Origin of the sequence: Bradyrhizobium genomosp. I (2014), from assembly GCF_000261685.1 — a bacterium.
Classification (GTDB): domain Bacteria; phylum Pseudomonadota; class Alphaproteobacteria; order Rhizobiales; family Xanthobacteraceae; genus Bradyrhizobium.
Genome location: NZ_AJQE01000138.1, coordinates 1 through 22,239, shown reverse-complemented (window position 1 = coordinate 22,239; position 22,239 = coordinate 1). Strand labels below are relative to the sequence as shown.

General features: G+C 64.2%; 26 protein-coding genes and 1 pseudogene. 17 read left to right on the top strand and 10 right to left on the bottom strand.

Annotated elements, in window-relative coordinates:
- From fliN to IC50_RS13155, 3 genes are all read left to right on the top strand, one after another.
- Entirely contained in the window at positions 1-351 is a 351-nt protein-coding gene (fliN, locus tag IC50_RS13165) for a flagellar motor switch protein FliN (RefSeq protein WP_035704875.1), read from the top strand.
- A 49-nt stretch (positions 352-400) separates the two neighbouring features.
- Positions 401-1,786 (top strand): sigma-54-dependent transcriptional regulator FlbD, encoded by a 1,386-nt coding sequence (flbD, locus tag IC50_RS13160; protein ID WP_035704872.1) that lies wholly within the window; start codon positions 401-403, stop codon positions 1,784-1,786.
- A gap of 147 nt (positions 1,787-1,933) precedes the next feature.
- Positions 1,934-3,082: a M20 family metallopeptidase gene (locus IC50_RS13155; RefSeq protein WP_035704869.1), complete on the top strand. Its 1,149-nt coding sequence runs from the start codon at positions 1,934-1,936 to the stop codon at positions 3,080-3,082.
- A 143-nt stretch (positions 3,083-3,225) separates the two neighbouring features.
- Here IC50_RS13155 and IC50_RS42450 read toward each other — a convergent pair whose 3' ends face one another.
- From IC50_RS42450 to IC50_RS13135, 4 genes are all read right to left on the bottom strand, one after another.
- On the bottom strand, positions 3,226-3,384 hold the full coding sequence (locus tag IC50_RS42450; RefSeq protein WP_035704866.1) for a hypothetical protein: 159 nt from the start codon (positions 3,382-3,384) through the stop codon (positions 3,226-3,228).
- Between the two features lie 95 nt (positions 3,385-3,479).
- Positions 3,480-4,061 carry a flavin reductase family protein gene (locus IC50_RS13145; RefSeq protein WP_035704863.1) on the bottom strand — a complete coding sequence of 194 codons (582 nt, stop codon included), beginning with the start codon at positions 4,059-4,061 and terminating at the stop codon, positions 3,480-3,482.
- A gap of 401 nt (positions 4,062-4,462) precedes the next feature.
- Entirely contained in the window at positions 4,463-5,629 is a 1,167-nt protein-coding gene (locus tag IC50_RS13140; protein ID WP_035704861.1) for a cytochrome P450, read from the bottom strand.
- Positions 5,630-5,718: 89 nt separating this feature from the next.
- Entirely contained in the window at positions 5,719-6,579 is an 861-nt protein-coding gene (locus tag IC50_RS13135) for a L,D-transpeptidase (RefSeq protein ID WP_035704860.1), read from the bottom strand.
- 1,093 nt (positions 6,580-7,672) lie between these two features.
- On the opposite strand from IC50_RS13135, the gene IC50_RS13130 reads away from it, so the two are divergent.
- Positions 7,673-8,623, top strand: a complete 951-nt coding sequence (locus IC50_RS13130) for a DUF4118 domain-containing protein (RefSeq protein WP_244429577.1) — start codon at positions 7,673-7,675, stop codon at positions 8,621-8,623.
- A gap of 50 nt (positions 8,624-8,673) precedes the next feature.
- Here the strand turns inward: IC50_RS13130 and IC50_RS13125 are convergent, their stop codons facing one another.
- The 3 genes from IC50_RS13125 to IC50_RS13115 form a co-directional block, all read right to left on the bottom strand.
- The gene (locus IC50_RS13125) at positions 8,674-9,456 is read right to left on the bottom strand and encodes a helix-turn-helix transcriptional regulator (RefSeq protein WP_035704859.1); all 783 of its coding nucleotides are present in this window, start codon (positions 9,454-9,456) and stop codon (positions 8,674-8,676) included.
- A 136-nt stretch (positions 9,457-9,592) separates the two neighbouring features.
- Positions 9,593-10,087 carry a septal ring lytic transglycosylase RlpA family protein gene (locus tag IC50_RS13120; protein ID WP_193374114.1) on the bottom strand — a complete coding sequence of 165 codons (495 nt, stop codon included), beginning with the start codon at positions 10,085-10,087 and terminating at the stop codon, positions 9,593-9,595.
- Positions 10,088-10,303: 216 nt separating this feature from the next.
- Positions 10,304-11,509 (bottom strand): LLM class flavin-dependent oxidoreductase, encoded by a 1,206-nt coding sequence (locus IC50_RS13115; protein WP_035704858.1) that lies wholly within the window; start codon positions 11,507-11,509, stop codon positions 10,304-10,306.
- A gap of 265 nt (positions 11,510-11,774) precedes the next feature.
- On the opposite strand from IC50_RS13115, the gene napE reads away from it, so the two are divergent.
- The 10 genes from napE (at position 11,775) to IC50_RS13065 (ending at position 19,352) form a co-directional block, all read left to right on the top strand.
- The gene (napE, locus tag IC50_RS13110; RefSeq protein WP_035704857.1) at positions 11,775-11,960 is read left to right on the top strand and encodes a periplasmic nitrate reductase, NapE protein; all 186 of its coding nucleotides are present in this window, start codon (positions 11,775-11,777) and stop codon (positions 11,958-11,960) included.
- A gap of 26 nt (positions 11,961-11,986) precedes the next feature.
- Positions 11,987-12,301, top strand: coding sequence for a chaperone NapD (locus IC50_RS13105; RefSeq protein WP_035704855.1), 315 nt, complete (start codon positions 11,987-11,989; stop codon positions 12,299-12,301).
- Between the two features lie 16 nt (positions 12,302-12,317).
- Complete coding sequence (napA, locus tag IC50_RS13100; protein WP_035704850.1) at positions 12,318-14,831, top strand: nitrate reductase catalytic subunit NapA; 2,514 nt, start codon at positions 12,318-12,320, stop codon at positions 14,829-14,831.
- Positions 14,828-15,298 (top strand): nitrate reductase cytochrome c-type subunit, encoded by a 471-nt coding sequence (locus IC50_RS13095; protein ID WP_035704848.1) that lies wholly within the window; start codon positions 14,828-14,830, stop codon positions 15,296-15,298. Before napA ends, IC50_RS13095 begins: the two co-directional genes overlap by 4 nt.
- Complete coding sequence (locus IC50_RS13090) at positions 15,295-15,948, top strand: NapC/NirT family cytochrome c (protein ID WP_035704845.1); 654 nt, start codon at positions 15,295-15,297, stop codon at positions 15,946-15,948. The genes IC50_RS13095 and IC50_RS13090 overlap by 4 nt, the downstream gene beginning before the upstream one ends.
- 88 nt (positions 15,949-16,036) lie before the next feature.
- Entirely contained in the window at positions 16,037-17,152 is a 1,116-nt protein-coding gene (locus tag IC50_RS13085; protein ID WP_035704898.1) for an ATP-dependent DNA helicase, read from the top strand.
- A 266-nt stretch (positions 17,153-17,418) separates the two neighbouring features.
- Positions 17,419-18,123, top strand: a complete 705-nt coding sequence (gene msrA / locus IC50_RS13080; protein WP_035704842.1) for a peptide-methionine (S)-S-oxide reductase MsrA — start codon at positions 17,419-17,421, stop codon at positions 18,121-18,123.
- Between the two features lie 30 nt (positions 18,124-18,153).
- Positions 18,154-18,573 carry a peptide-methionine (R)-S-oxide reductase MsrB gene (gene msrB / locus IC50_RS13075; RefSeq protein ID WP_035704839.1) on the top strand — a complete coding sequence of 140 codons (420 nt, stop codon included), beginning with the start codon at positions 18,154-18,156 and terminating at the stop codon, positions 18,571-18,573.
- A gap of 108 nt (positions 18,574-18,681) precedes the next feature.
- Entirely contained in the window at positions 18,682-18,846 is a 165-nt protein-coding gene (locus IC50_RS13070; protein ID WP_035704895.1) for a DUF3309 family protein, read from the top strand.
- 212 nt (positions 18,847-19,058) lie between these two features.
- Positions 19,059-19,352 (top strand): hypothetical protein, encoded by a 294-nt coding sequence (locus IC50_RS13065; protein WP_014492502.1) that lies wholly within the window; start codon positions 19,059-19,061, stop codon positions 19,350-19,352.
- A 131-nt stretch (positions 19,353-19,483) separates the two neighbouring features.
- On the opposite strand, the gene IC50_RS13060 is transcribed toward IC50_RS13065, so the two are convergent.
- Positions 19,484-20,026 (bottom strand): DUF4112 domain-containing protein, encoded by a 543-nt coding sequence (locus IC50_RS13060; RefSeq protein WP_085973719.1) that lies wholly within the window; start codon positions 20,024-20,026, stop codon positions 19,484-19,486.
- A gap of 58 nt (positions 20,027-20,084) precedes the next feature.
- Positions 20,085-20,510, bottom strand: coding sequence for a DUF5413 family protein (locus IC50_RS13055; RefSeq protein ID WP_035704836.1), 426 nt, complete (start codon positions 20,508-20,510; stop codon positions 20,085-20,087).
- A 142-nt stretch (positions 20,511-20,652) separates the two neighbouring features.
- On the opposite strand from IC50_RS13055, the gene IC50_RS13050 reads away from it, so the two are divergent.
- The 3 genes from IC50_RS13050 to IC50_RS13040 all read left to right on the top strand — a co-directional run bounded on the left by IC50_RS13050 (position 20,653) and on the right by IC50_RS13040 (position 21,688).
- A complete protein-coding gene (locus IC50_RS13050) occupies positions 20,653-20,895 on the top strand; it encodes a hypothetical protein (RefSeq protein WP_035704834.1) in 243 nt (80 codons plus the stop codon).
- 38 nt (positions 20,896-20,933) lie between these two features.
- On the top strand, positions 20,934-21,164 hold the full coding sequence (locus IC50_RS13045; protein WP_035704891.1) for a hypothetical protein: 231 nt from the start codon (positions 20,934-20,936) through the stop codon (positions 21,162-21,164).
- A 248-nt stretch (positions 21,165-21,412) separates the two neighbouring features.
- Entirely contained in the window at positions 21,413-21,688 is a 276-nt protein-coding gene (locus IC50_RS13040; protein WP_050990976.1) for a hypothetical protein, read from the top strand.
- A 117-nt stretch (positions 21,689-21,805) separates the two neighbouring features.
- On the opposite strand, the pseudogene IC50_RS13035 reads toward IC50_RS13040, so the two are convergent.
- Positions 21,806-22,239, bottom strand: a pseudogene (locus IC50_RS13035) (hypothetical protein); the annotation flags it as partial.

Genomic DNA, 22,239 nt, shown 5'->3' with positions numbered 1-22,239 from the left:
ATGAGCGACACTGACGGACAGGTCCCGCTGCCCGATCTCAACGGCCCGATGCCGCCTGCTGGCACCGACGTCGGCTACAACGAGGACGAATATGCGGCGCGTGCCGCTGCCGACCTCGAAGCGGTCTTCGACGTGCCGGTGCAGGTCTCGGCCGTGCTCGGCCGCTCGAAGATGGACGTCGGCGAGCTCCTGAAGCTCGGACCGGGCACCGTGCTCGAACTCGACCGGCGCGTCGGCGAAGCCATCGACATCTACGTCAACAACAAGCTGGTCGCCCGCGGCGAAGTCGTCCTGGTCGAGGACAAGCTCGGCGTGACCATGACGGAAATCATCAAGGCCGAACGCGGCTAGAACGAGGACATGACGCGCGGCAGCGCGAGCAGACGGACAGGAGACTGACATGCGGCTTCTCATCGTTGGCACATTGAAAGGCCAGCTCACCACCGCCACCAAGATCGCGATGGAGAACGGCGCCACCGTGACCCATGCCGAGGATCACGAGCAGGCGATGCGCGTGCTGCGCGGCGGCAAGGGCGCCGACCTCCTGCTGGTCGACGTCGCCCTCGACATCCGCAACCTCGTGCTGCGGCTCGAGGCCGAGCACATCCATGCCCCGATCGTCGCCTGCGGCATCACCAACGACGCCCGCGCCGCGGTCGCCGCGATCCATGCGGGGGCGAAGGAATACATCCCGCTGCCGCCGGATCCGGAACTGATCGCCGCAGTGCTCGCCGCGGTCGCCAACGATTCCCGCGAACTGGTCTATCGCGACGAAGCGATGGCAAAGGTGATCAAGCTCGCCCAGCAGATCGCCGGCTCGGACGCCTCGGTGATGATCACCGGGGAATCCGGCACGGGCAAGGAAGTGCTGGCCCGCTACGTCCATACCCGCTCGGCGCGCGCCAAGCGTCCCTTCATCTCCATCAACTGCGCCGCGATCCCCGAGCACCTCCTGGAGTCCGAGCTGTTCGGCCACGAGAAGGGTGCCTTCACCGGCGCGGTCGCGCGCCGCATCGGCAAGTTCGAGGAGGCGACCGGCGGCACGCTGCTGCTCGACGAGATCTCCGAGATGGATGTCCGCCTGCAGTCGAAACTGCTGCGCGCGATCCAGGAGCGCGTGATCGATCGCGTCGGCGGTACCAGGCCGGTGCCGGTCGACATCCGCATCATCGCGACCTCGAACCGCAACCTGGCCGAGGCCGTGCGCGAAGGCACGTTCCGCGAAGACCTCCTGTTCCGCCTCAACGTCGTCAATCTGAAGATTCCGCCGCTGCGCGAGCGCCCCGCCGACATCCTGGAGCTCGCCCAGCACTTCGTGAAGAAATATGCCGAGGCCAACGGCGTGCCGCTGCGCCCGATCTCGGCGGAAGCCCGCCGCGTGCTCTCTGCCAATCGCTGGCAGGGCAACGTCCGCGAGCTCGAAAACACCATCCACCGCGCAGTGTTGATGGCCCAGGGCGACGAGATCGGTCCCGATGCGATCATCACGCCGGACGGCGACCGCCTCGATCTCGCCAAGACCGCGCCGGTCGTGGCGCATGCCACCATGGCCGCCGAGCAGGTGACGCGTGCGCTTGTGGGGCGCACCGTAGCCGATGTAGAGCGCGACCTCATCCTGGAGACGCTGAAGCACTGCCTCGGCAACCGAACCCATGCCGCCAACATCTTGGGCATTTCGATCCGCACGCTGCGCAACAAGCTCAACGAATATTCCGACGGCGGCATCCCGATCCCCCCGGCGGGCACGCCGGGCGAATATCCGCGGATGCCGATGATGGGGGCGTAAGGCTCAGCCTGGTCGAGAATGCGAATGCCCGGGCTGGTCCCGGGCATTTTGTTTTGGAGGGCGGACATGGCCGCACCGCATCCGGCGACTAGGTCCCGCCGGCACAACGCCCTATAACCCCGCGTGAGAACCAACGCGAGGGACCACATGTCTGAAGCTCAAATCACGGATTGGCTGGCGTCGCAGCGGCAGGCGATGATTGATCTGCTCCGCGACGTCGTGAACATCGATTCCGGGTCCTATGACAAGGAAGGCGTCGATGCGGTCGGTGCGCGGTTCGAGCGGCACTTTGCCGAGCACGGCATTCCGTGCCGGCGCGAGGCCAACGCCACCTTCGGCGATGCGATCCATGCCGAGGTGGCAAAACCGGGCAGCAACGAGAAGCCGGTGCTGTTGATGGGGCATCGCGACACCGTGTTCGGCAAGGGCGAGACCGAGCGGCGTCCATTCACGATTCGAGATGGCCGCGCCTATGGACCGGGTGTCGCCGACATGAAGTCCGGCCTCGTCATGAACGTGTTCGTCGCAACCGCCTTCCACAAGTTCGGCGGCTCACCGCATCCGATCAAGGTGCTGATCACCTCGGACGAGGAGATCGGCTCGCCCTCTTCCCGCCCCGTGATCGAGCGCGAGGGACGCGCCGCGCGCGCGGTGTTCAATTCCGAGCCGGGCCGTCCCACCGGCAATGTCGTCACCGGGCGCAAGGGCGGCATCTTCATGCATCTCGCCATCACCGGCAAGGCCGCGCATTCCGGCGCGAACTTCGCTGCGGGCGTCAGCGCGATCGGCGAGCTCGCGCACAAGATCGTGCAGATCCATGCGCTGACCAATCTGGACAAGGGCATCACGCTCAATGTCGGCCTCATCTCGGGTGGCCAGTCCGTCAACACCACGGCGCCCTACGCCGAGGGCCAGATCGACCTGCGTTACGTCGATCCGGCGGATCGTGAGAGGGTGATGGCCGCGATCGAAAAGATCGTCGCGACGTCCTGCGTGCCGGGCACGAGCGCGACGCTGACGATCAAGGGCGAGTTCGTGCCGGTGGTGCAGAGCGCGGCGTCGAAGGCGTTGTTCGAAGGCTATCAGGCCGCCGCGCGCCAGGTCGGCCTCACCACGCTGCAGGGCGAATTCTCCGGCGGCTGCGCCGATTCCGGCTTCACCGCCGCGGTCGGCACGCCGACCATCTGCGGCCTCGGGCCGGTCGGAGGGCTCGCGCACACGCCGGAGGAATATCTCGATATCGACAGCATCGTGCCGCGCGCGCAGGCGCTGGCGCTGGCGATTTTAAGGGGGTGAAGGTAGGTGGCGTAGGGTGGGTTAGCCCCGCGGATTGCGCGAAGCGCAAACCGCTAGGCGTAACCCACCTCTTCTGCTTCCACGGAGATAGGCAGTGGTGGGTTACGCCTTCGGCTAACCCACCCTACGAGACCGGCCGAGCCTCACGAATAACTCGGTGCATCCGGCTTGCGGAAGATGTGGATGGGATCGCCGGGGATGATCACCGGCCGGCCTGAGAACATCGCATAGGCGTAGAGCGCGAGATAGGCGATCGCCAGCGCACCCACGGCGTAGAAGGCGAAGGTCGCGATGCGCTTCATCGATCCGCTCCATTGCCGACCCAAAACGAGAGGCCCTTGGCGCTTCTAGAGCGATGAGACGAAAAAGGCCACCCTCCCCGCCCTGCCGGCGGCGATCAAACGCCGCGCCGGCCGCGCGCGGGAAGACTGGCATCGGCGAGCCTTGCGGCGTCTTCGTCGTGGTCGACCGCCAAATACTGCCCGTGCCAATAGGCCAACGCAGCGGTGCGGGTCGAGCTCCTGATGTCCCTGACGCGGCCGATGACGATGCCGTGCGAGTGACGCTCGACGATCTCCTCGACCTCGCAGTCGAAGGCGGACAACGCGCCGACCAGCAGCGGAACGCCCGACACCGCCGTCACCCATTTGGCACCTTTGAAGCGATCGGCGCCCTTCAGCCCGCCCTTGCCGGAAAACCGCTCGGCGATATCGAGCTGGTCGGCATTGAGGATGTTCACGCCGAGAGCGCCGTGGCGGCGGATCAGCGGAAAGGACGAGGCATCGCGGTTGATGCTGACCAGAAGTGTCGGCGGCTCGACCGACAGCGAGGTGACCGAGGTCACCGTCATGCCGGTGATGTCCTTGCCCCGTCCGGCGGTGATGACGCTGACGCCGCCGGTGAGATGGCGCATGGCGCCGCGGAAATCGGCGGACGAGACGGGGATTTCAGTCATGAGATCGCGGGGCACTACATTCATGGCATTGCTCCCCGAGGCGGGGGTTCCCTGTATTTAGGTACGATCATCCGCCGAGAACAGGTGGCTTGAGGGATGACGGACGCCGAGAGGCCCAAGCGCAGCCAAAACGATGGTGTGGCCCGCCAAAGCCGTCGAATTGCCTGAAGGAAAAACAATGCGCATGCTGTCGCGCGCCGGCGCGACGTGATCAATCTTTCGACCGGAAGGGCAAATGCAGAGCGATTATTTCCGCACGCGAATGTGAGCGCCGCCCCCAGCCTCACCTTCGCTGTCATTCCCCGCGAAAGCGGGGAATCCAGTATCCCAGAGGCGCCAGCGCTTCACACGGCTGCCGCGGCGTACTGGATCGCCCGCTTTCGCGGGCGATGACGCCGTGCTTGTGGCAAGCGTGCGCTTCCCGCCTAATGCTGCCACTTCACCGGCAGATTGAGCAGCCCGCGGAAGGCCCAGCCGCCGATCCGCACCGGCTCGTCATCGGCGATCTCGATGCGCCCCGCGCGGGCGAACAATGTCGGCAGCGCGACGTCGGCGATCATGGCGCGGGAGGCGAAGGCGCCGGCGCAGAAATGCGGGCCGGCGCCGAAGGCGACGCTCCTGGAGGTGTCGCGCCGCACGTCGAACGCGTCGGCGCGGTCGAAATGCTTCTCGTCGCGATTGGCGGAGCCGAACATCAGAAACACGCGTTCGTCGGTTTCGAAGGCGACGTCGCGGATGCTCCACGGCTTTGCGATGCGCCGCGGCGACATGCCGATCGGCGAGATCCAGCGGGCATATTCCTCGAAGGCCTGCAGCCAGGACACCTCACTGCGCAGGACCAGATCGAGCTGGTCGGGATGGGTGAGCAGCGCCCAGACCGTGCCGGCGATCGCCTTGCGCGGCTCGTTCTGGCCGCCCGAGATCGCGAGCTTGACGTTGGCGCGCACGCTCTCCATCGGCATGCCGGAGGCGAGCAGCACGCCGAGGATGCTCTGGTCGGGATGCTTGCGTATCACCGGCAGGATGTCGTCGATCGCGGCATCGATGCCCGATGTCGCGGCGTGACAGCGCGCCTCGACCTCAGGGTCGCCGGCGTAGTTGGCGATGCCCTCGATCATGCCTTGCGACCAGGCGTCCATGTCCTCAAAGCCGATATTGGTGAGGCCGGTGATCGACTTCAGGCATTCCCCGGAGAACGGCAGCGCGAAGTCGCGCATGAAGTCGATCCGTCCCGGCTCGATGCGATCTATGATGCGGTCGGCATGGGCCTGGAAAAGCGCGGTCCAGTGCGCCTTCACGGTCTTCGGAGAGACCGTCGGAAACATGGCGCGGCGCTCGACCTGATGCGCCTCGCCGTCCTTGCGCATCATGTTGTGGCCCATCAGCCGGTTCATCAGGCCGGCCGGCTGGTGCGAGGAGAACACGTCGATCTGCTTCTCGGAGATCGAGATGTCGTCGCGGCTCGTCAGCAGCGTCGAGCCGAGCTGCGGCACGAAGGCGATCGGCGCTTCTTTCCGCATCTTCGCCAGCATCGGATAGGGATCGGCCCAGAACGCGGCAGGATCGACGTCGACGCGCGGCGCGGTGCTCAAGGCGGTCTCCCCTGAATTCTCCTGTGCTTCAGGGCAGACTAACGAACTCCGCGGCCGGCGTCTGTCCCTAGCGATAGGGACTGACCGATTTACTGAACCTCGGCGATCTTCGGTCCCGATGACGACATCTGCGCGTTAGCCGCCGAGAGCCGGTTCGACGGCGATGCCGGGTCCGGCGACCGGAACGCGGCGTCGGGCGGCGTTCCTTGGGATGGACGACGGGCAGCGCCTGCCGGAAGCACGATCACTTTCGCTCCGACCTTCACCCGCTCATAGAGGTCCATCACGTCGTCATTGGTCAGCCGGATGCAGCCGGACGACACCCGCTTGCCGATCGTGTCGGGCTTGTTGGTGCCGTGAATTCTATATTCGGTCTCGCCCAGATACATCGCCCGGGCGCCGAGCGGGTTGCCGGGGCCGCCGGCCATGAACCGCGGCAGATAGGGCTGACGCGAGACCATCTCCGCAGGCGGATGCCAATCCGGCCATTCTGCCTTACGGGCCACGGTCTGCTCACCGGACCATGTGAAACCTTCGCGGCCGACACCGATGCCGTAGCGCATCGCCTGCCTGTCGTTCAGGACGAAATAAAGGAACGTGTTTCCGGTATCGATGATCACGGTGCCCGGCGTCTGATGACTGGCGTAGTCAACCACCTGCCGGACAAATGCTCCGGGACCGTCAGCGGCTTTTGGTGGTTCGACCAGAGGCGCCGGGGCTGGAATCGGAGCCGGCGCTGGCGCGGATGCATGAACCGGAGGTGCCACGTAAACCGGAGTTGACGATGCCTGGGCCTGGACTGCGGACGGCTTCCGGATCGGTTGCACGCTCGCCGGGCGAGACAGCAAGCTGTACCCCGCGACGGCGACGGCCACGGCGCCAACTGCAACTCTCGCCGCCATGGGTAGTGCGAGCGTCTCTGCCTTCCTACGCTTGGCCCGCTTGCTCATATCCTTCCCCAGGTCACCATGCCCAAGAGAGGTACCCAGCAAGATTTAAGAAACTTCGAAGCGATGTCGCTCAGACTGGAACCGTTCGGCGTGGTTAACGCCGAACTCCTGTTCAGCAACATGAAGATTGGGAGTAGGGCTCGAAATTGAGCTGGCGACCTGGACAACGCGCTTCCGATCGCGGAGCGAATAGAGGTCTGAATTGCCCCGCGGAGCAGATATGCTTCGCTCATTCCTTAGCGACCGCTTTGGGCAGCAGCAGTCCCTTCCTTGGTCATCCTGACTGCGGAATCCGATTGCCATCGCACGCTTTGGCAGTCTTCATCACAAGAGGTTGAGTTTGACCTCGATCAACACCTCCTCGTCTCATCCTCTCAGATTGGTGCCGACCCTTGAAGGAGACGCCGACCCCCAGTGTGCGCCGCGCCACCATCATGGGGCCGTCATCCGCAAACCTTTACAAATTCGGAAGTCCGGGTGCGCCACTGGGCAGTCCACTTTACCCTCAAGAACAGACTTCATCAGCCGGGCCTGTCAGGTCCGAAAAGGGCCTAGAAGCTGACCTTCAGCCCTATCCACCCTTCGGCAGATCTATTCTTTGCCGCGAGATGTTTACGACCCCGTCGGGCTCTCCTCCATGGCGTGAATGGCCACGGTGTCGCTGCCGTCGTGTCCAGGCTTCGCTGCACAGCTAGAGGTTTGAGCCGCAGAGACCGTCACATGCCCCGCCGAGTTAACATCCCAATGGGCTGCCGGGCTTGATATCCGGCGCTCTGAAGCGGTTTGCGCATCAGATAGATGAGCCTCGGACAGATAAAGGTGAGTCTTCGGCAGCAGAAGAATAATTCCAAGAGCGATGAGCTTTAATCCCAGTCGCATGCTCGCCTCCACTCCTTGATAACGGATAGCAGGAGATGAAGCGTCAAAGAATTCAGGTCGATGCCCTAGGGGGATGTACGCAGGAGGCGGCCCAATGTGCGTCCCGCGCCGGCAGCCGCCGAGGTCGCCTATGGGGTCACAAGCGGCGGTCGACGGCGGCGGCAAGTGGCACGATGCTGTCTCGGCACGGGTCCGAAAGTCCGCGTGAGCAGCAATGCCCGCCATCGACCTTTATGACATTCCTATTTCATCGGCCGCCTTGCACTATCGATTTTATATGCCAGCGGACCAAATCTCCCCTCAAGTGCCCAGGGGAGTCGGAGCAGTGGTTGATTTTGGATCGAAGCTGCGGTCGGACATCATTCAGGAGACAGATACCGATCCGCTAGCATCGGATTGGGTGCGCTACCTTGCTTCGATTGCGATGACTGCCATCGCGGCGGTGGTGGCAATCGGTGTCGACAGCCAAGTGTCCATACCGAACCTGTCCTTGGTATTTGTGATCCCCGTGATAATCGCGGGAGTTGGGCTCGGCTTGGGTCCTTCACTCTGCTCGGCGATACTTGGTGCTCTGGCCTACAATTTCTTTCTCACTGAACCTCGCTACTCACTGACGGTCGATGACCCGGCGAATATCTGGGCAATTGGACTGCTGTTTGTGGTGGGTCTCATAACGAGTGGTGTTGCGTTCACTTCCGGCCGGAGAGCGACCGAAGCGGCGCTGTTACGGAAGCAGGCGGCTGTCCTCCAAGGCTACAGCCGGGACGTCGCGGCGGCCGATAATGTGGACGCGATCCTCTCAATCACGTCCCAGGCTCTAGCAACGCTCTTCCGGGTTCCCGCGGTCGTGATGCTTGTCAGGCGAGGCAGCGTGGTTTCCATCAAGCAAGTTGGGGGCCTCGAGCCTCAACAGGCCGAATTGGAAGCGGCACTCTCGTCGCTGGAGACTGGCTCCGTTATGCCTAGCGGCGTCTATCCAAATCTGGCTTCGCGATTTGATTTTTGGCCCGTGCGGACGGCCGAAGACCAAACTGCCGTTATCGGACTCGCGTTCGATCCGGACGAACGTCCTCAGACGCCGGACACGCCAGTCAAGACCGCAGCGAGTGTTTTGGCCTTGGGGCTTGATCGTCTACATGGGCGGGATAGAGCCGCCCGACCTTAGCTTCGGCATTGGCAGCAGCAGCCTCGGCGCGACCGTTACTTGGTGTTCCCTCAGTTCAGGCCACGTGGCCCCCAGAGCAACCGCAGCACGATCGCGAACAATTCATTCTGCGAGGAGATGCCCAGTCGTTCATAGGCGCGCTTGCGGTAGGTCAGGGTCGAATGCAGGCTGATGCCGAGTCCTTGCGAGATCGCCTCGGAGCTGAAGCCGGAGAGGATGTGGCGGCAGACCTCCTGCTCGCGTGGCGTCAGCGCGGAGAGCGGCGCGCGTGTTGCGAACAATGCAGCGAGGGACTGATCTGGCGTTGCGCCCTCATGGAAGTGCCGCGCGACGCTCGCCACGATCGCCGGTGCGATTGCCTCGAGCCGCTCACGCTGCGCGGCGCCGAAGCGGCCTTGCGCGGCGATGCGATAGAAGTTGACGTAGAAGCAGGTGTCGTCCACCCAGATCGCGGTCGCGCATTTGTCGACGATGCCGGAATCCTGGAAGAAGATCTTGCGGTAGCGCGCGCCGTACATGCGCGGCGCGAACGCCGGCAGCATGATCGGCGCATCGCCCTCGGTCTCGAACAGCGCATCGCGGTTCGGATCGGACTCGTGGAACTGGCCGGCGTAGGCGGCGCCGAGATCGCCGCCGATCGGGATGTTGCCGGCATCGAGCAGGCAATGTGCGGCACCGGCCCGGCTCAGCGCGAACACCATGCAATGGCCGACACCCGCCTGCCGACGCAGCAGGTCGATCAGGACTTCCGGGAAGTCGGAGCGGCCGATGGCGAGCACAGCCGGCGTGACATCACCCGCCGACGGATTTGTGGGCATCGTCTGAGACCGCATCGCTTCCTCCGCAAGCCCTGTTTTGCGGGAGGATAGCAGCCGGGTGATTTCCGCGGAAGGCCGAGATCTCACAGCCCTCCGATCATCCGAGCAGTTCAAGCGACGAGTGCGGCTGTCATTCATCCGCGCGGGATGTTCAGCCCACCGGCCCCAGTGTCCAATTGTCCCCTGAAAGCGGGCTGACTCTCACGTCATGGATGACTCCGCGCTCGAGGCTTGGATCGAAATGGCGCATCGTGCGCTCGTTGAAGTCGATGATGCGGCCGGGCCTGAGTGGCCCGACGTCATTGATCTTGACGATGACCTTCTTGCCGACGGCTTCGACGAGGGCATATTTCGGCCTCTCACCAAATTGGACCCCACCGAATTTCCCACGCAGACTCGTCTTGATGGCAGCCGTCCAGGCGGAGGGATCGTAGCGCTCGCCGGAGGCCGTACGCGGACCACCCTCCTCCTTGCCGGGCTTGAACGGATTGTACATGGATGCAGCGCCGACGACCGCATCCCCGGAGGCGGCATCGACGACGGCGTTTGAGTGAACTCCACGCGTTTCACCTCGCGCAACGGTAACGGACACGGCAAGCGCAACCAGGGCGCCGCAAAGTGCGGCGCTCGAGCGGAACGGCATCATAACTCCTGTGATTTTTTCGATCGTCGGTTCCCGTCACCGCAAACATGCGCAAGCGAACGCGGAAGCGTTCATGAAGCTTGCACCGGTCTTTTGCGGATTCGAGCCAACCCCTTGGCTATGGAACCGTTGTGCGAACCAGAGCGGTTCCCACGCAGTGTTTTAGGTTGTCACCGACTAAGACAGAGAATGCGTCAGCAACATGACCTGACGAACGATCTATTCCGCGGCCGCCTTCACCGGGGCGACGTTGATCGCGAGCTTGCCATAGCGATCCGTAAAGGCCTCGGTATCGATCTCTTCCAGCTTGATCTCGCCGCGCATCACGCCTCGTTTCCATTCGGCCTGTGCCGGGTCGTTCTGGAACTCCGGCATCACCTCGCGGGCGAACAGCTCCAGCGATTCGCAGATGTGCTCGTGGCTGTTCCTGCCGGCCTGGTTGAGCAGGATCACCTGGTCGATGTGTGAAGACTGGAAGCGCTTCAGCTTCTTGCGGATCGTCTCGGGCGAGCCGATCAGGCCGCCGCGCAAGGCCGCCTCCTGTGCTTCCGGATTGTCGCGCTTCCACTTGTTGTACTCGTCCCACATGTTGACGGTGTAGGGCGCGGGACGCTGGCGGTTCTGCGAGGCGCCGTAGAAGCGCAGCGCGAACTGGAAGAAGGTGGCGCCGTCGGCGCGCTCACGCGCCTCCTGGTCCGTCTTCGCGCACATGAAGAACGAGACCAGCGCCATGTTCGGGTTGATCTCGTAGTCGGCGAGCTTGTGCAGCCGCTTGGTCATCGCGTTGTAATAGGCGTGCACCCAGGCGTGTGCGGCATCGGCGCTGACGAACTGGAAACCGAGCGCACCGAAACCATGACGGCCGGCGCGTTCGATGGTCGGCAGCTGCGAGCAGGCCATCCACAGCGGCGGATGCGGTTTCTGCACCGGCTTCGGCACGACATTGCGCAGGGGGATGTCGAAATACCTGCCGTGATGTTCGCTTCCCGCGTCCCTGAACATCGGGAAGATCGCAGCGACCGCCTCCTCGAACACCTCCTTCTTGGTCTCCATGTCGCGGCCGAACGGGGTGAGCTCGGTGATCGACGCGCTCTCGCCCATGCCGAACTCGCAGCGGCCGTTCGAGAGCAGGTCCAGCACCGCGACACGCTCGGCGACGCGCGCCGGGTGATTGGTGGTGAGCTGGAGAATGCCGTGGCCGAGCCTGATCTTCTGCGTGCGCTGGCTGGCCGCGGCGAGGAAGGATTCCGGCGAGGGCGAATGCGAATATTCCTCGAGGAAGTGATGCTCGACCACCCAGGCATGGTCGTAGCCGAGCTTGTCGGCGAGCTCCATCTGCGAGAGCGCGTTCTGGTAGAGCCTGAGCTCGTCGCCGGCGACCCAGGGCCGCGGCAATTGCAGCTCGTAGAAGATGCCGAACTTCATGGCGTCGCTCTCCCGCCTTCTTATCGTTAAGGCCATCCTAACGTGCGAGGCGCCGCTGTCTACGGAGCAGAAATTCCACGGCGCGGAGAATGATCCACTCTCGTGCGTGGCGACACACATCCGCCTCGACGCAGCGCTGCGACATCTGTGCAGGCCGGCAGCTTGATCCAGATCAACGCCGCACCGGCCCGATTGCACCAGAAGTGCAGCAAGGCAACGGCCCGGATGCCGTCCCGATTCCCCATACCATTCAAAGAGACCGAACATGTCGGCCCCTGACGACGCAATGTCGCGCGTGCGCCGTAAGCGCATGGAGATCTTCGCATTCCTGTTCCTGACCGCGGTCGTGATGCCCGTCCTCGCGGTCGGAACGGTCGGCTCCTACGGTCTCGGCGTCTGGATCTACCAGATGTTCGTCGGCCCTCCCGGCCCGCCAAGCACCCCGCATTGATCCCCTTCAAGCGAAAGACAGGCATCATGGCCCACCCAACACTCAACCGCCGCGCCCTGATCACCGGCCGCGTGCTCAGCGCGGACCGCATCGTGCCGCCGCCGGGCGCCGAGATCGCCAGTATCATCGTGCAGGCGCGCCCCGAGCGCCTCGCCGAGGTCGAAGCCGGGATCACGGCGCTGCCCGGCTGCGAGATCCACGGCCGCGACCCACGCGGAAAACTCGTCGTCGTCACCGAAGCGCCCGACGCCGGCAGCCTCGGCACCATGCTCAACACCATCCAGTCGCTGCAGCACGTCTATTCCGCGGCGCTGGTCTTCCACGCCATCGAAACCGCCTGAGTCAGGAAGAGCCATCATGACATCGCCAAAGCTCGACCGCCGCCAGATGCTGAAGCTCGAGGCCGCTGCGGTCGCAACGGCTGCCGCCGGCCTCCCGGCGCCGGCGCTCGCCGCCAACCTCGCCAGCGAGCGCGAGGTGAGCGAATTGAAATGGGACAAGGCCGCCTGCCGCTTCTGCGGCACCGGCTGCTCGGTGATGGTCGCGACCAAGGACAACCGCGTCGTCGCCACGCACGGCGACATCAAGGCCGAGGTCAATCGCGGCCTGAACTGCGTCAAGGGCTACTTCCTCTCCAAGATCATGTACGGCCACGACCGCCTGACGCAGCCGATGCTGCGCAAGGCGAACGGCAAGTACGACAAGAATGGCGACTTCACGCCTGTCACCTGGACCGAAGCCTTCGACATCATGGAGCTGAAGTGGAAGGAGGTGATCAAGAAGCGCGGGCCGAACGGCGTCGCCATGTTCGGCTCGGGCCAGTGGACGATCTGGGAAGGTTATGCCGCCTCGAAACTGTTCAAGGCCGGCTTCCGCACCAACAACATCGACCCCAATGCGCGGCACTGCATGGCGTCTGCCGTTGCCGGCATGATGCGCACCTTCGGCATCGACGAGCCGCCGGGCTGCTATGACGACATCGAGGCCACCGATGCCTTCGTGCTGTGGGGCTCCAACATGGCGGAGATGCACCCCATCCTCTGGACGCGCCTGACCGATCGCCGGCTGTCCGCGCCGCATGTCCGCGTTGCCGTGCTCTCCACCTTCGAGCACCGCTCGTTCGACCTCGCCGACATCGGCATGGTGTTCAAGCCGCAGACCGATCTCTACATCCTCAACGCCATCGCCAACCACATCATCAAGACCGGCCGCGTCAACAAGGACTTCATTGCCGCGCACACCATCTTCCGGCGCGGCCAGACCGACATTGGTTATGGTTTGAGGCCCGAACATCCGCTGCAGAAGAAGGCGACGGGCGCGGCGAAAGCCAACGACTCCACCGACATGAGCTACGACGAATTCGTCAAGTTCGTCTCGGAGTACACGCTGGAGAAGGCCGCCGAAATGTCCGGCGTGCCGCTGAACCGGCTGGAGGCGCTCGCCGAGCTCTACGCCGATCCCAAGACCAACGTGGTCTCATTCTGGACCATGGGCTTCAACCAGCACACCCGCGGCGTCTGGTGCAACAATCTCGTCTACAACATCCATCTCCTGACCGGAAAGATCTCCTCGCCCGGCAACAGCCCGTTCTCGCTGACCGGCCAACCCTCGGCCTGCGGCACCGCGCGCGAGGTCGGCACCTTCTCGCACCGCCTGCCCGCCGACATGGTGGTGACCAACAAGGCGCATCGCGACCACGCCGAGCACATCTGGCAGTTGCCCGAAGGCACGATTCCCGACAAGCCCGGCGCCCACGCGGTGCTGCAGAGCCGGATGCTGAAGGACGGCCTGATCAACGCCTATTGGGTGCAGGTCAACAACAACCTCCAGGCCGGTCCCAACGCCAACGAGGAGACCTATCCGGGCTTCCGCAACCCCGACAATTTCATCGTGGTCTCGGATGCTTATCCCTCGGTGACAGCCCTCGCCGCCGATCTGATCCTGCCGACCGCGATGTGGGTGGAGAAGGAAGGCGCCTATGGCAATGCCGAGCGGCGCACCCAGTTCTGGCATCAACTCGTCTCCGCGCCGGGCGAGTCGAAGTCGGATCTCTGGCAGCTCATGGAGTTCTCCAAGCGCTTCAAAATCGAGGAGGTCTGGCCCGCGGAGCTGATCGCCAAAAAGCCGGAAGTTCGCGGCAAGACGCTGTTCGACGTGCTCTACAGGAACGGCCAGGTCGACAAATTTCCCGTCACCGACATCGAGCAGGGCTATCTCAACGACGAGTCGAAGGCGTTCGGCTTCTACGTTCACAAGGGCCTGTTCGAGGAATATGCCCAGTTCGGTCGCGGCCATGGCCACGACCTTGCGCCGTTCGACACCTATCACCGCGAGCGCGGCCTGCGCTGGCCTGTCGTCAACGGCCAGGAAACCAGATGGCGTTTCCGCGAGGGCAGCGACCCCTACGTCAAGCAGGGGACCGAGGTGCAGTTCTACGGCTACCCGGACGGCAAGGCGCGCATCTTCGCTCTGCCCTACGAGCCGCCCGCGGAATCGCCCGACAACGAGTATCCCTACTGGCTGTCGACCGGCCGCGTGCTGGAGCACTGGCATTCCGGCACCATGACGCGCCGCGTGCCCGAGCTTTACAAGGCGTTTCCCGAAGCCGTCTGCTTCATGCATCCCGACGACGCGCAGGACATGAAGCTGCGTCGCGGCGACGAGGTGAAAGTGGTCTCCCGCCGCGGCTTCATCCGCGCCCGCGTCGAGACGCGCGGCCGCGACCGGCCGCCGCGCGGCCTCGTGTTTGTGCCGTGGTTCGACGAATCCAAATTGATCAACAAGGTGACGCTGGACGCCACCGATCCGATCTCGCTGCAAACCGACTTCAAGAAATGCGCAGTGCGTATCGAGCGGGTGAACATGTCATGATGAAACGATCTGGAATCATCCTGCTCGCCTTCGCGATCGCGGCGGGCACGAGTTCGCTGACGGCCCAGACCGTTACGTCCGGCCTGCGCGGCGCGACCCCGCTCAACGACGAGGGCCCGGCACCGCCGATGCTGCCGAACCGCAACACCTCCGAAAAGGAGGTGCGCAACTATCCCGAGCAGCCGCCCGTCATCCCGCACACGATCGACGGCTACCAGATCGACCTCAACGGCAACAAGTGCCTGTCCTGCCACGCGCGGGCGCGCACGGCTGAATCGCAGGCGCCGATGGTGTCGATCACGCATTTCATGGATCGTGACGGCCAGTTCCTGGCCTCGATCTCACCGCGACGCTTCTTCTGCACGGAATGCCACGTGCCGCAGAACACCGCCAATCCGCCTGTCAGCAACGACTTCACGGACATCGACACGCTGCTGTCGCGCGCCAGCCCCGGTGGCCGGCGATGACCACGACCGCCGATGACCCAAACGCCGAGATGAAGGCCAAGCGCGGCTTCATCGCGCGGAGCCGGGACTTTGCGCTGGAGCTCTGGCGGGTGCTGACCCGACCGAGCTCGGTGTTCGCCCTCGGCACGCTGGTACTGGCCGGCTTCGTTGCCGGCGTGATCTTCTGGGGCGGTTTCAACACCGCGCTGGAACTGACCAACACCGAGAAGTTCTGCACCGGCTGCCACGAGATGAAGGACAACGTCTACGCCGAGCTGAAATCGACCGTCCACTTCACCAACCGCTCCGGCGTGCGCGCGACCTGCCCGGACTGCCACGTGCCGCACAACTGGACCGACAAGATCGCGCGCAAGATGCAGGCCTCCAAGGAGGTCTGGGGCAAGATTTTCGGCACGATCGACACGAGGGAGAAATTCCTCGATCACCGGCTCGAATTGGCAGCGCATGAATGGGCGCGCTTCAAGGCCAACGATTCGCTGGAATGCCGCAACTGCCACAGCGCCGATTCCATGGACATCACCAAGCAGTCGCCGCGGGCCTCGGTCGCGCACCAGCGCTTCCTGTTCACCAAGGAAAAGACCTGCATCGACTGCCATAAGGGCATCGCCCACCAATTGCCCGACATGCGCGGCGTTCCCGGTTGGCAATAGGGCGGTCTACGCCGCTTGAACGCGCGGGGCGAATGGTTAGTTTTGGGGGATGGCGAATCGCCTCGTTTCGCCCTTCCTCAAGACAGATATGGCCACTTTCACCCCCCATCAGGATGCCGCTCTGAAGGCCGTCGGCGACTGGCTCAAGGCCAAGCCGGGCCGCAACGGGACGCCGCCGGTGTTCCGCCTGTTCGGCTTTGCCGGCACCGGCAAGACCACACTGGCGCGGCATATCGCCGATGGCGTCGACGGCGAGGTCAAGTTCGCCGCCTTCACCGGCAAGGCTGCGCTGGTCATGCGCAACAAGGGCTGCGACGGCGCCTCCACTATCCATTCGCTGATCTACCGCGCCCGCGAATCCGGCGAGGAGCAGCCGAGCTTCGAGCTGTGGGACGACGCGCCCGCCTCCAAGGCCAAGCTGATCGTGATCGACGAATGCTCGATGGTCGACGCCGAATTGGGGCGCGACCTGATGTCGTTCGATTGCCCGCTTCTCGTACTGGGCGATCCCGCGCAGCTGCCGCCGATCCAGGGCGGCGGCTTCTTCACCAATACCGAGCCCGACGCGATGCTGACCGAGGTGCACCGCCAGGCCCAGGACGATCCGATCGTGCGGATGTCGATGGACGTCCGCGAGGGCCGCGAGCTCGAGATCGGCCGCCATGGCGAGAGCGAGGTGGTGTCGCGGAAGGAGCTCGACCCTGACCGCGTCATGGGCGCCGACCAGGTCCTGGTCGGCCGCAACAACACCCGCCGCGCCTACAACATGCGGGTGCGGCAGCGGCAGAACATCGAGGACGCCTTTCCCGTCGCCGGCGACAAGCTGGTGTGCCTGCGCAACAACCGCAAGAAGGGCCTTTTCAACGGCGGCCTGTGGCGCGTGAAGTCGCGCAACACCTCGCGCTCGAAATCGCGCATCTTGTCCATGCGGCTGTCGCCGGACGAGGATTTCGGCCACAAGGTGACGAAGGTTTCGGTGCGCGCCGATTGCTTCGAGGGCGGCATCGAGCAGATCGCGTGGGAGCAGCGCAAGCCCTATGACGAGTTCGACTACGGCTACGTGCTGACCGTGCACAAGTCGCAGGGCTCGCAATGGGACGATGTCGTGCTGTTCGACGAGAGCTTTGCGTTTCAGGATTCCAGGGCACGGTGGCTGTACACCGGGATCACGCGCGCGGCGAAACGGCTGAGCGTGGTGGTGTGACGCTGTTGTAGGATGGGTTACCGAAGGCGTAATCTGCCACTTCTCTCGATGTGCAGAAAGGCGGTTGCTGGCGATTTGCGGCGCGGCCGGGTCGATCTTCTCGGCTTCCGCCAAGTCGGATCCCACCGTCACGATCTCGTGTCCGCCCCGGCGTAACAATCGGCGGCTGCGTCCGTATCTCGGGTGATGCGAAAAACGCGGCCGGTCAGGCTGTTCGCCCGGTCCCGGCCGCCCTAGACTATCAGCCCTTCCGAAAGAGGATTGCCATGCGCCGAACCGCCATCGCCTCCCTGCTCGCCGCAACCACCGCCCTGACGCTGGCATTCACGATGCCGTCCCGGGCCGCGGAGGATGCGGTCGTGATCCCCGCCCCCGCATTGGACGCGGCGCCCACAAGCGGCATCCAGACCGCGGTGGTCGCCGGTGGCTGCTTCTGGGGCGTGCAGGGCGTCTTCCAGCACACCGCAGGCGTGGTCAACGCGATCTCCGGCTATGCCGGCGGCACCAAGGCGACCGCCGACTACCAGACCGTCTCGAGCGGCCGCACCGGCCATGCCGAGTCGGTCGAGATCAAATACGACCCGAAGAAGATCTCCTACGGCAAGATCCTCCAGATCTACTTCTCGGTGGTGCACGACCCGACCCAGCTCAATCGCCAGGGCCCCGACGTCGGCCCGCAATATCGCTCGGCCATCTTCGTCACCTCCGACGAGCAGAAGAAGGTGGCGGAGGCCTATATCGGCCAGCTCAACGCGGCCAAGGTCTTCAACAAGCCGATCGTGACCAAGGTCGGCGCGCTGGAAGCGTTCTATCCGGCGGAAGCCTATCACCAGGACTATCTGACGCTGCACCCGAACCAGCCCTACATCGCCTATAACGACATCCCGAAGGTCGAGAACCTGAAAAAGCTGTTCGCGGATAACTACATTGAGAAGCCGACGCTGGTGAGTGCCGGCAAGGCCACCAACTGATCGCGAGATCACCAAGCAAACGGGAGACCCATGCCCGACACCAAAACGAAGATCACGGACGACAAGGTCATCAAGAGCGAAGAGCAGTGGCGGCGCGAGCTGACGCCGATGCAGTACGCCGTGCTGCGCGAGAAGGCGACCGAGCGCCCCTTCTCGGGCGAATACGAGCACGACCAGCGCGCCGGCACCTATGTCTGCGCCGGCTGCGGCAATGTGCTGTTCGAGTCCGACGCCAAGTTCGATTCCGGTTGCGGCTGGCCGAGCTTCACCCAGCCCGCGGTCGAGAGCCATGTCGACGAGGAGCGGGATACGAGTCACGGCATGATCCGCACCGAGGTGCTCTGCTCCAAATGCAGCGGTCATCTCGGTCATGTCTTCCCCGACGGCCCCGGGCCGACCGGCCTGCGCTACTGCATCAACTCGGCGGCGCTGAAGCTGGAGCCGAAATAAACAGCGCGCGCCCACGGGTTCCCTCGTGGAACCCGGGGGCGCGATGTGCTTTTCTCCTCTGGCGGTGCGGCCGATCATCGCATCTCGGCGGCCGCCAGGGAGGACGCCATGACGCTTGGGACCATCCTGATCATCCTGGTGATCATCTATCTGCTCGGCGGCCTGTCCGGCCGGTTCGGCGGCTACGGCTATGGGCTGGGCCATTCCGGCATGGGCATCGGCGGGGTCGTGCTGGTGGTGCTGATCGTGCTGCTGCTTCTCGGCAAAGTATAAACCATTTAAGTTATTGGAATTAATCAGGTTATGATGCCTGCGGAACTGCCATGCGCGGATTCATTATCTCGCATCGCAGGGGTCGCAATTCTGTCAAATCGGCCTATATTAGAGGGCGAGAATGACATGCGGCGGGCCCGCCTAATGGCGGCTCCTGCCCTCCCCAACCCCACGCGCTTAAAGCCCCAGAGAAGATCACGAGGTCTTTGACCATGCGTCCACTGCGTCCGTTCAACTTCAACACCTCCGCCGAACTCTTCCCCGCCGCGATCCGCAAGAAGAAGCGTGCGGGCTTCACCTATCGCCGGTTCGGCACCGCAGCCGAGGCCGTGCAGTTCGCGATGGAGCAGTTGCCGACGGATTCGCTGAACGGCGCCTATCTCCAGGTCGAGGAAGCCCGGTTCGATCAGAACGGCATCCGCTCGCTGTACGAGAGCGAAGCGTTCCCGCTGCCCCGTCGGCCCAGGCCCGCGCCGGCGGCCGAAACCGACGCCGACGCGGCGTAAACTTTTCGCTGAGCCTTACGATGTGCGCAGAAAGCGCGATGACCGAAAGGTCGTCGCGCTTTTTGCGTTTTGGGACGAGGCTCTTCCTTCCCTCGCCCTGCTTGCCGGGAGAAGGGAAGGAAGAAGCAGCGCTACATCCGCGGCTGCTTCTCCAGCCAGCGGCGCAACAGACGCACGTTGCGCATGTTGGCACGAAACATCACGTCGAAGGCGTCGCCCGCGAACGGGACGATGCCGACCACGCCGTCGAGCGCGACATTGCCGAGCATGCGCGCGGTGATGTGCCAGGGCGCGCCCAGCACGCGGGCCTCGCGCACCAGCCATAACGAGATCGCCGTGGTGATGATGTCGCCGATGACGGGGATCAGGCCGATCAGCCCGTCGATGCCGTAGCGGATGTTGGTGCCGGGCAGGATGAAGGCGACGTCGAGCAGCTTTGCGATCGCCTCGAGACGCGCGATCCGCTGCTCGCGCGTCAGATTGCCGAACGGGCTCGCTTGCCCGAACTCGAAGCCAAATTCGCGAAATCCCTGCTCCAGGCTTTCCGGCCTGATCTCGCGGCCGTCCTGGTCGATGATCGGCCCGCGGGCTTCCGTCGCCGAGAAGCTCGCGCGCGAGCGGCCCCCGGAACGGGATGTGCGCGGAGCAATGATATCTTCCTCGGACATGATCATGGCCTTCAGTGAACGCGCCAGCGTGGCGGAGGTTGCTGCCGCGATCGAACGCCACGCGTCAGGTTGGCGCCGCCGCTGCTTGCGGCTCCTCGACATATCGGTGCACGAGCCAGGATGAGATCACCGCCGGGACGAATCCGACGAGGCCATACAGGATGAACTGCACCGCGCCCGAATCCGGCCCACGCGAGCTGTAGGTGAGCGACGCCAGAACGAAGGCGAACAGGCCGACCAGGAGCATCCGCAAGCCCGGGCCGATCCGGCGGATGTGGATCAGGATGTCGTCGACCGCGCCGAGCATCAGCGAGGGCAGGAAGCCGAATAGGTAGCTGTATTGCAGGGTCTTGAAGAACACCGCGAACAGCTTGCCGACCTCGCCGAGATTGGTCTGGGCCCAATAGCCGGACTGGTAGGTCGTCGTCAGCAGCAGCAGGAACCCGCCGACGAACGGGCCAACCAGCGCAAACACCAGATAGCGTTTCATCAAATGCCCTCACACTTCGCCAGTGTTATAGCAGCGCAACGGGAACCTTGAACAGCGGGGCCCTGGCGCTGCCATGGGGGAACAAGTGGCAGGGCGACGAGTTCAGACAGGACCGGAATATACCGGCTGGATTGGAGCGCCGATGGCCCGCAAATTTCTCCTGGCGACGATCGCGCTGGCAACCCTGAGCGACCTGTCCGACTCGCCCGCTCTTGCGCAAGGCCATATGGGCACGCCACAGGAGCAGAGGGCCTGCTCGCGGGACGCCTCGCGCTTCTGCCGCAAGGAACTCGGCAATGACATGGCCGTGCAGAGCTGTCTGCAAGCCAACCGGGCCAAGCTGTCGCGCGCTTGCAGTAAGGTCTTTCGGAGCCACGGCATGTAAGGATCGGAACCCGTCCCCCGCGAATGGAGAGTGATGCCATGTTGCGCGACGAACAACTCTCGATCCTGCGGGACATCAGCCAATCCGTTGCGTTTGCCGACGACCGGCAGGGCAAGGTTGGGCAACTGATCGCCGAGGGCTACGTGATGAAGGACGGCGATCTGTTCGAGCTCACGGCCAAGGGCGTCACCGCCGTCGAGGAGCACGCCGCCGCTCTCGGCGCGGGCGATGCGGAACAAGCGAGCGCGTCCTCCGATCGGCTGATCTGATCGCGCCCGACGTGACTCGCGTGCAACAATTGCGAATTCCTTTGCACTGACCATTGCAGCCGCGTGCCGATGGCGCATACTTCGCTCGGGCGGCGCAGCACTTTCGATTCGAGCATCAGGAAATCGAGCGACCACATGCGGGACCAAAGTTCCCGGCGTGAAGGCTGTGACGTGCGGCAGATCAAGCCGCGTGCGGCGCCCCAAAAACCAAGTGGCTCAAGCCCACGGGAAATCGGGGACCCATCCGCATGACACGCCATCAGACGATCGCTTCGCTCTTCGCTTTCGCAATCACCAGCCTCGCACTCCAGACCTCACCCGGCCTCGCCTTCTCGTCCGAAGCGCAGCAGATGTGCTCGGGCGACGCGATGCGGCTGTGCTCCAGTGAAATCCCCGATATCCCGCGGATCACTGCCTGCATGGTACGGAACAAGTCGCAGGTCAGCCCCGGCTGCCGCGCCGTGATGGACCGCGAGCATGCAGCCGCGGCGGCATCGCGCAAGCGGGAAGCGGCGGCGAAGTAGGCTGGGGTCATTCCGGGGCGACGCGTAGCGTCGAGCCCGGAATCCATTTCTCTACGTCACGTGCTGCTCAATGGATTCCGGGTTCGCGCTCCGCGCGCCCCGGAATGACAGAAGCGCTCAATCGCCCCACTGGGCGAAAGCGTCGTTGAAGGCGCGCTCGCCGGGGGCGCCCTTCTCGATGGCGATGATGGCGCGGCGCTGGTTGGCGTAGACCAGCGGCACGTCGAACCAGGAGCGCTCCTTCAGGAGTTGCACGTTGCGGGAGCGATCGGCATCGACGTTGGAGAGGCCGACCAGGAAGAAGCCGTCGGTGACCTTGACCGCGAGGCCGGCGAGCGGCGTGCCGCGCGCCTGCTCGTTCGACTTCATCAGGATGCCCGGCACGTTGGAGACGCTGCCGCCCGGAAAATCCGGCGGCAGGATGAAGGTCAGCTCCGCCGTGTGGCTCGCCGGCAGCGAGGAATCGGTGTTGCGGCGGAACGACATCGTCATCTTGAACTTGCGCTCGGGGATTTCGATGTCCGCGCGCACGGCAACGTCGGCCTTCTGGT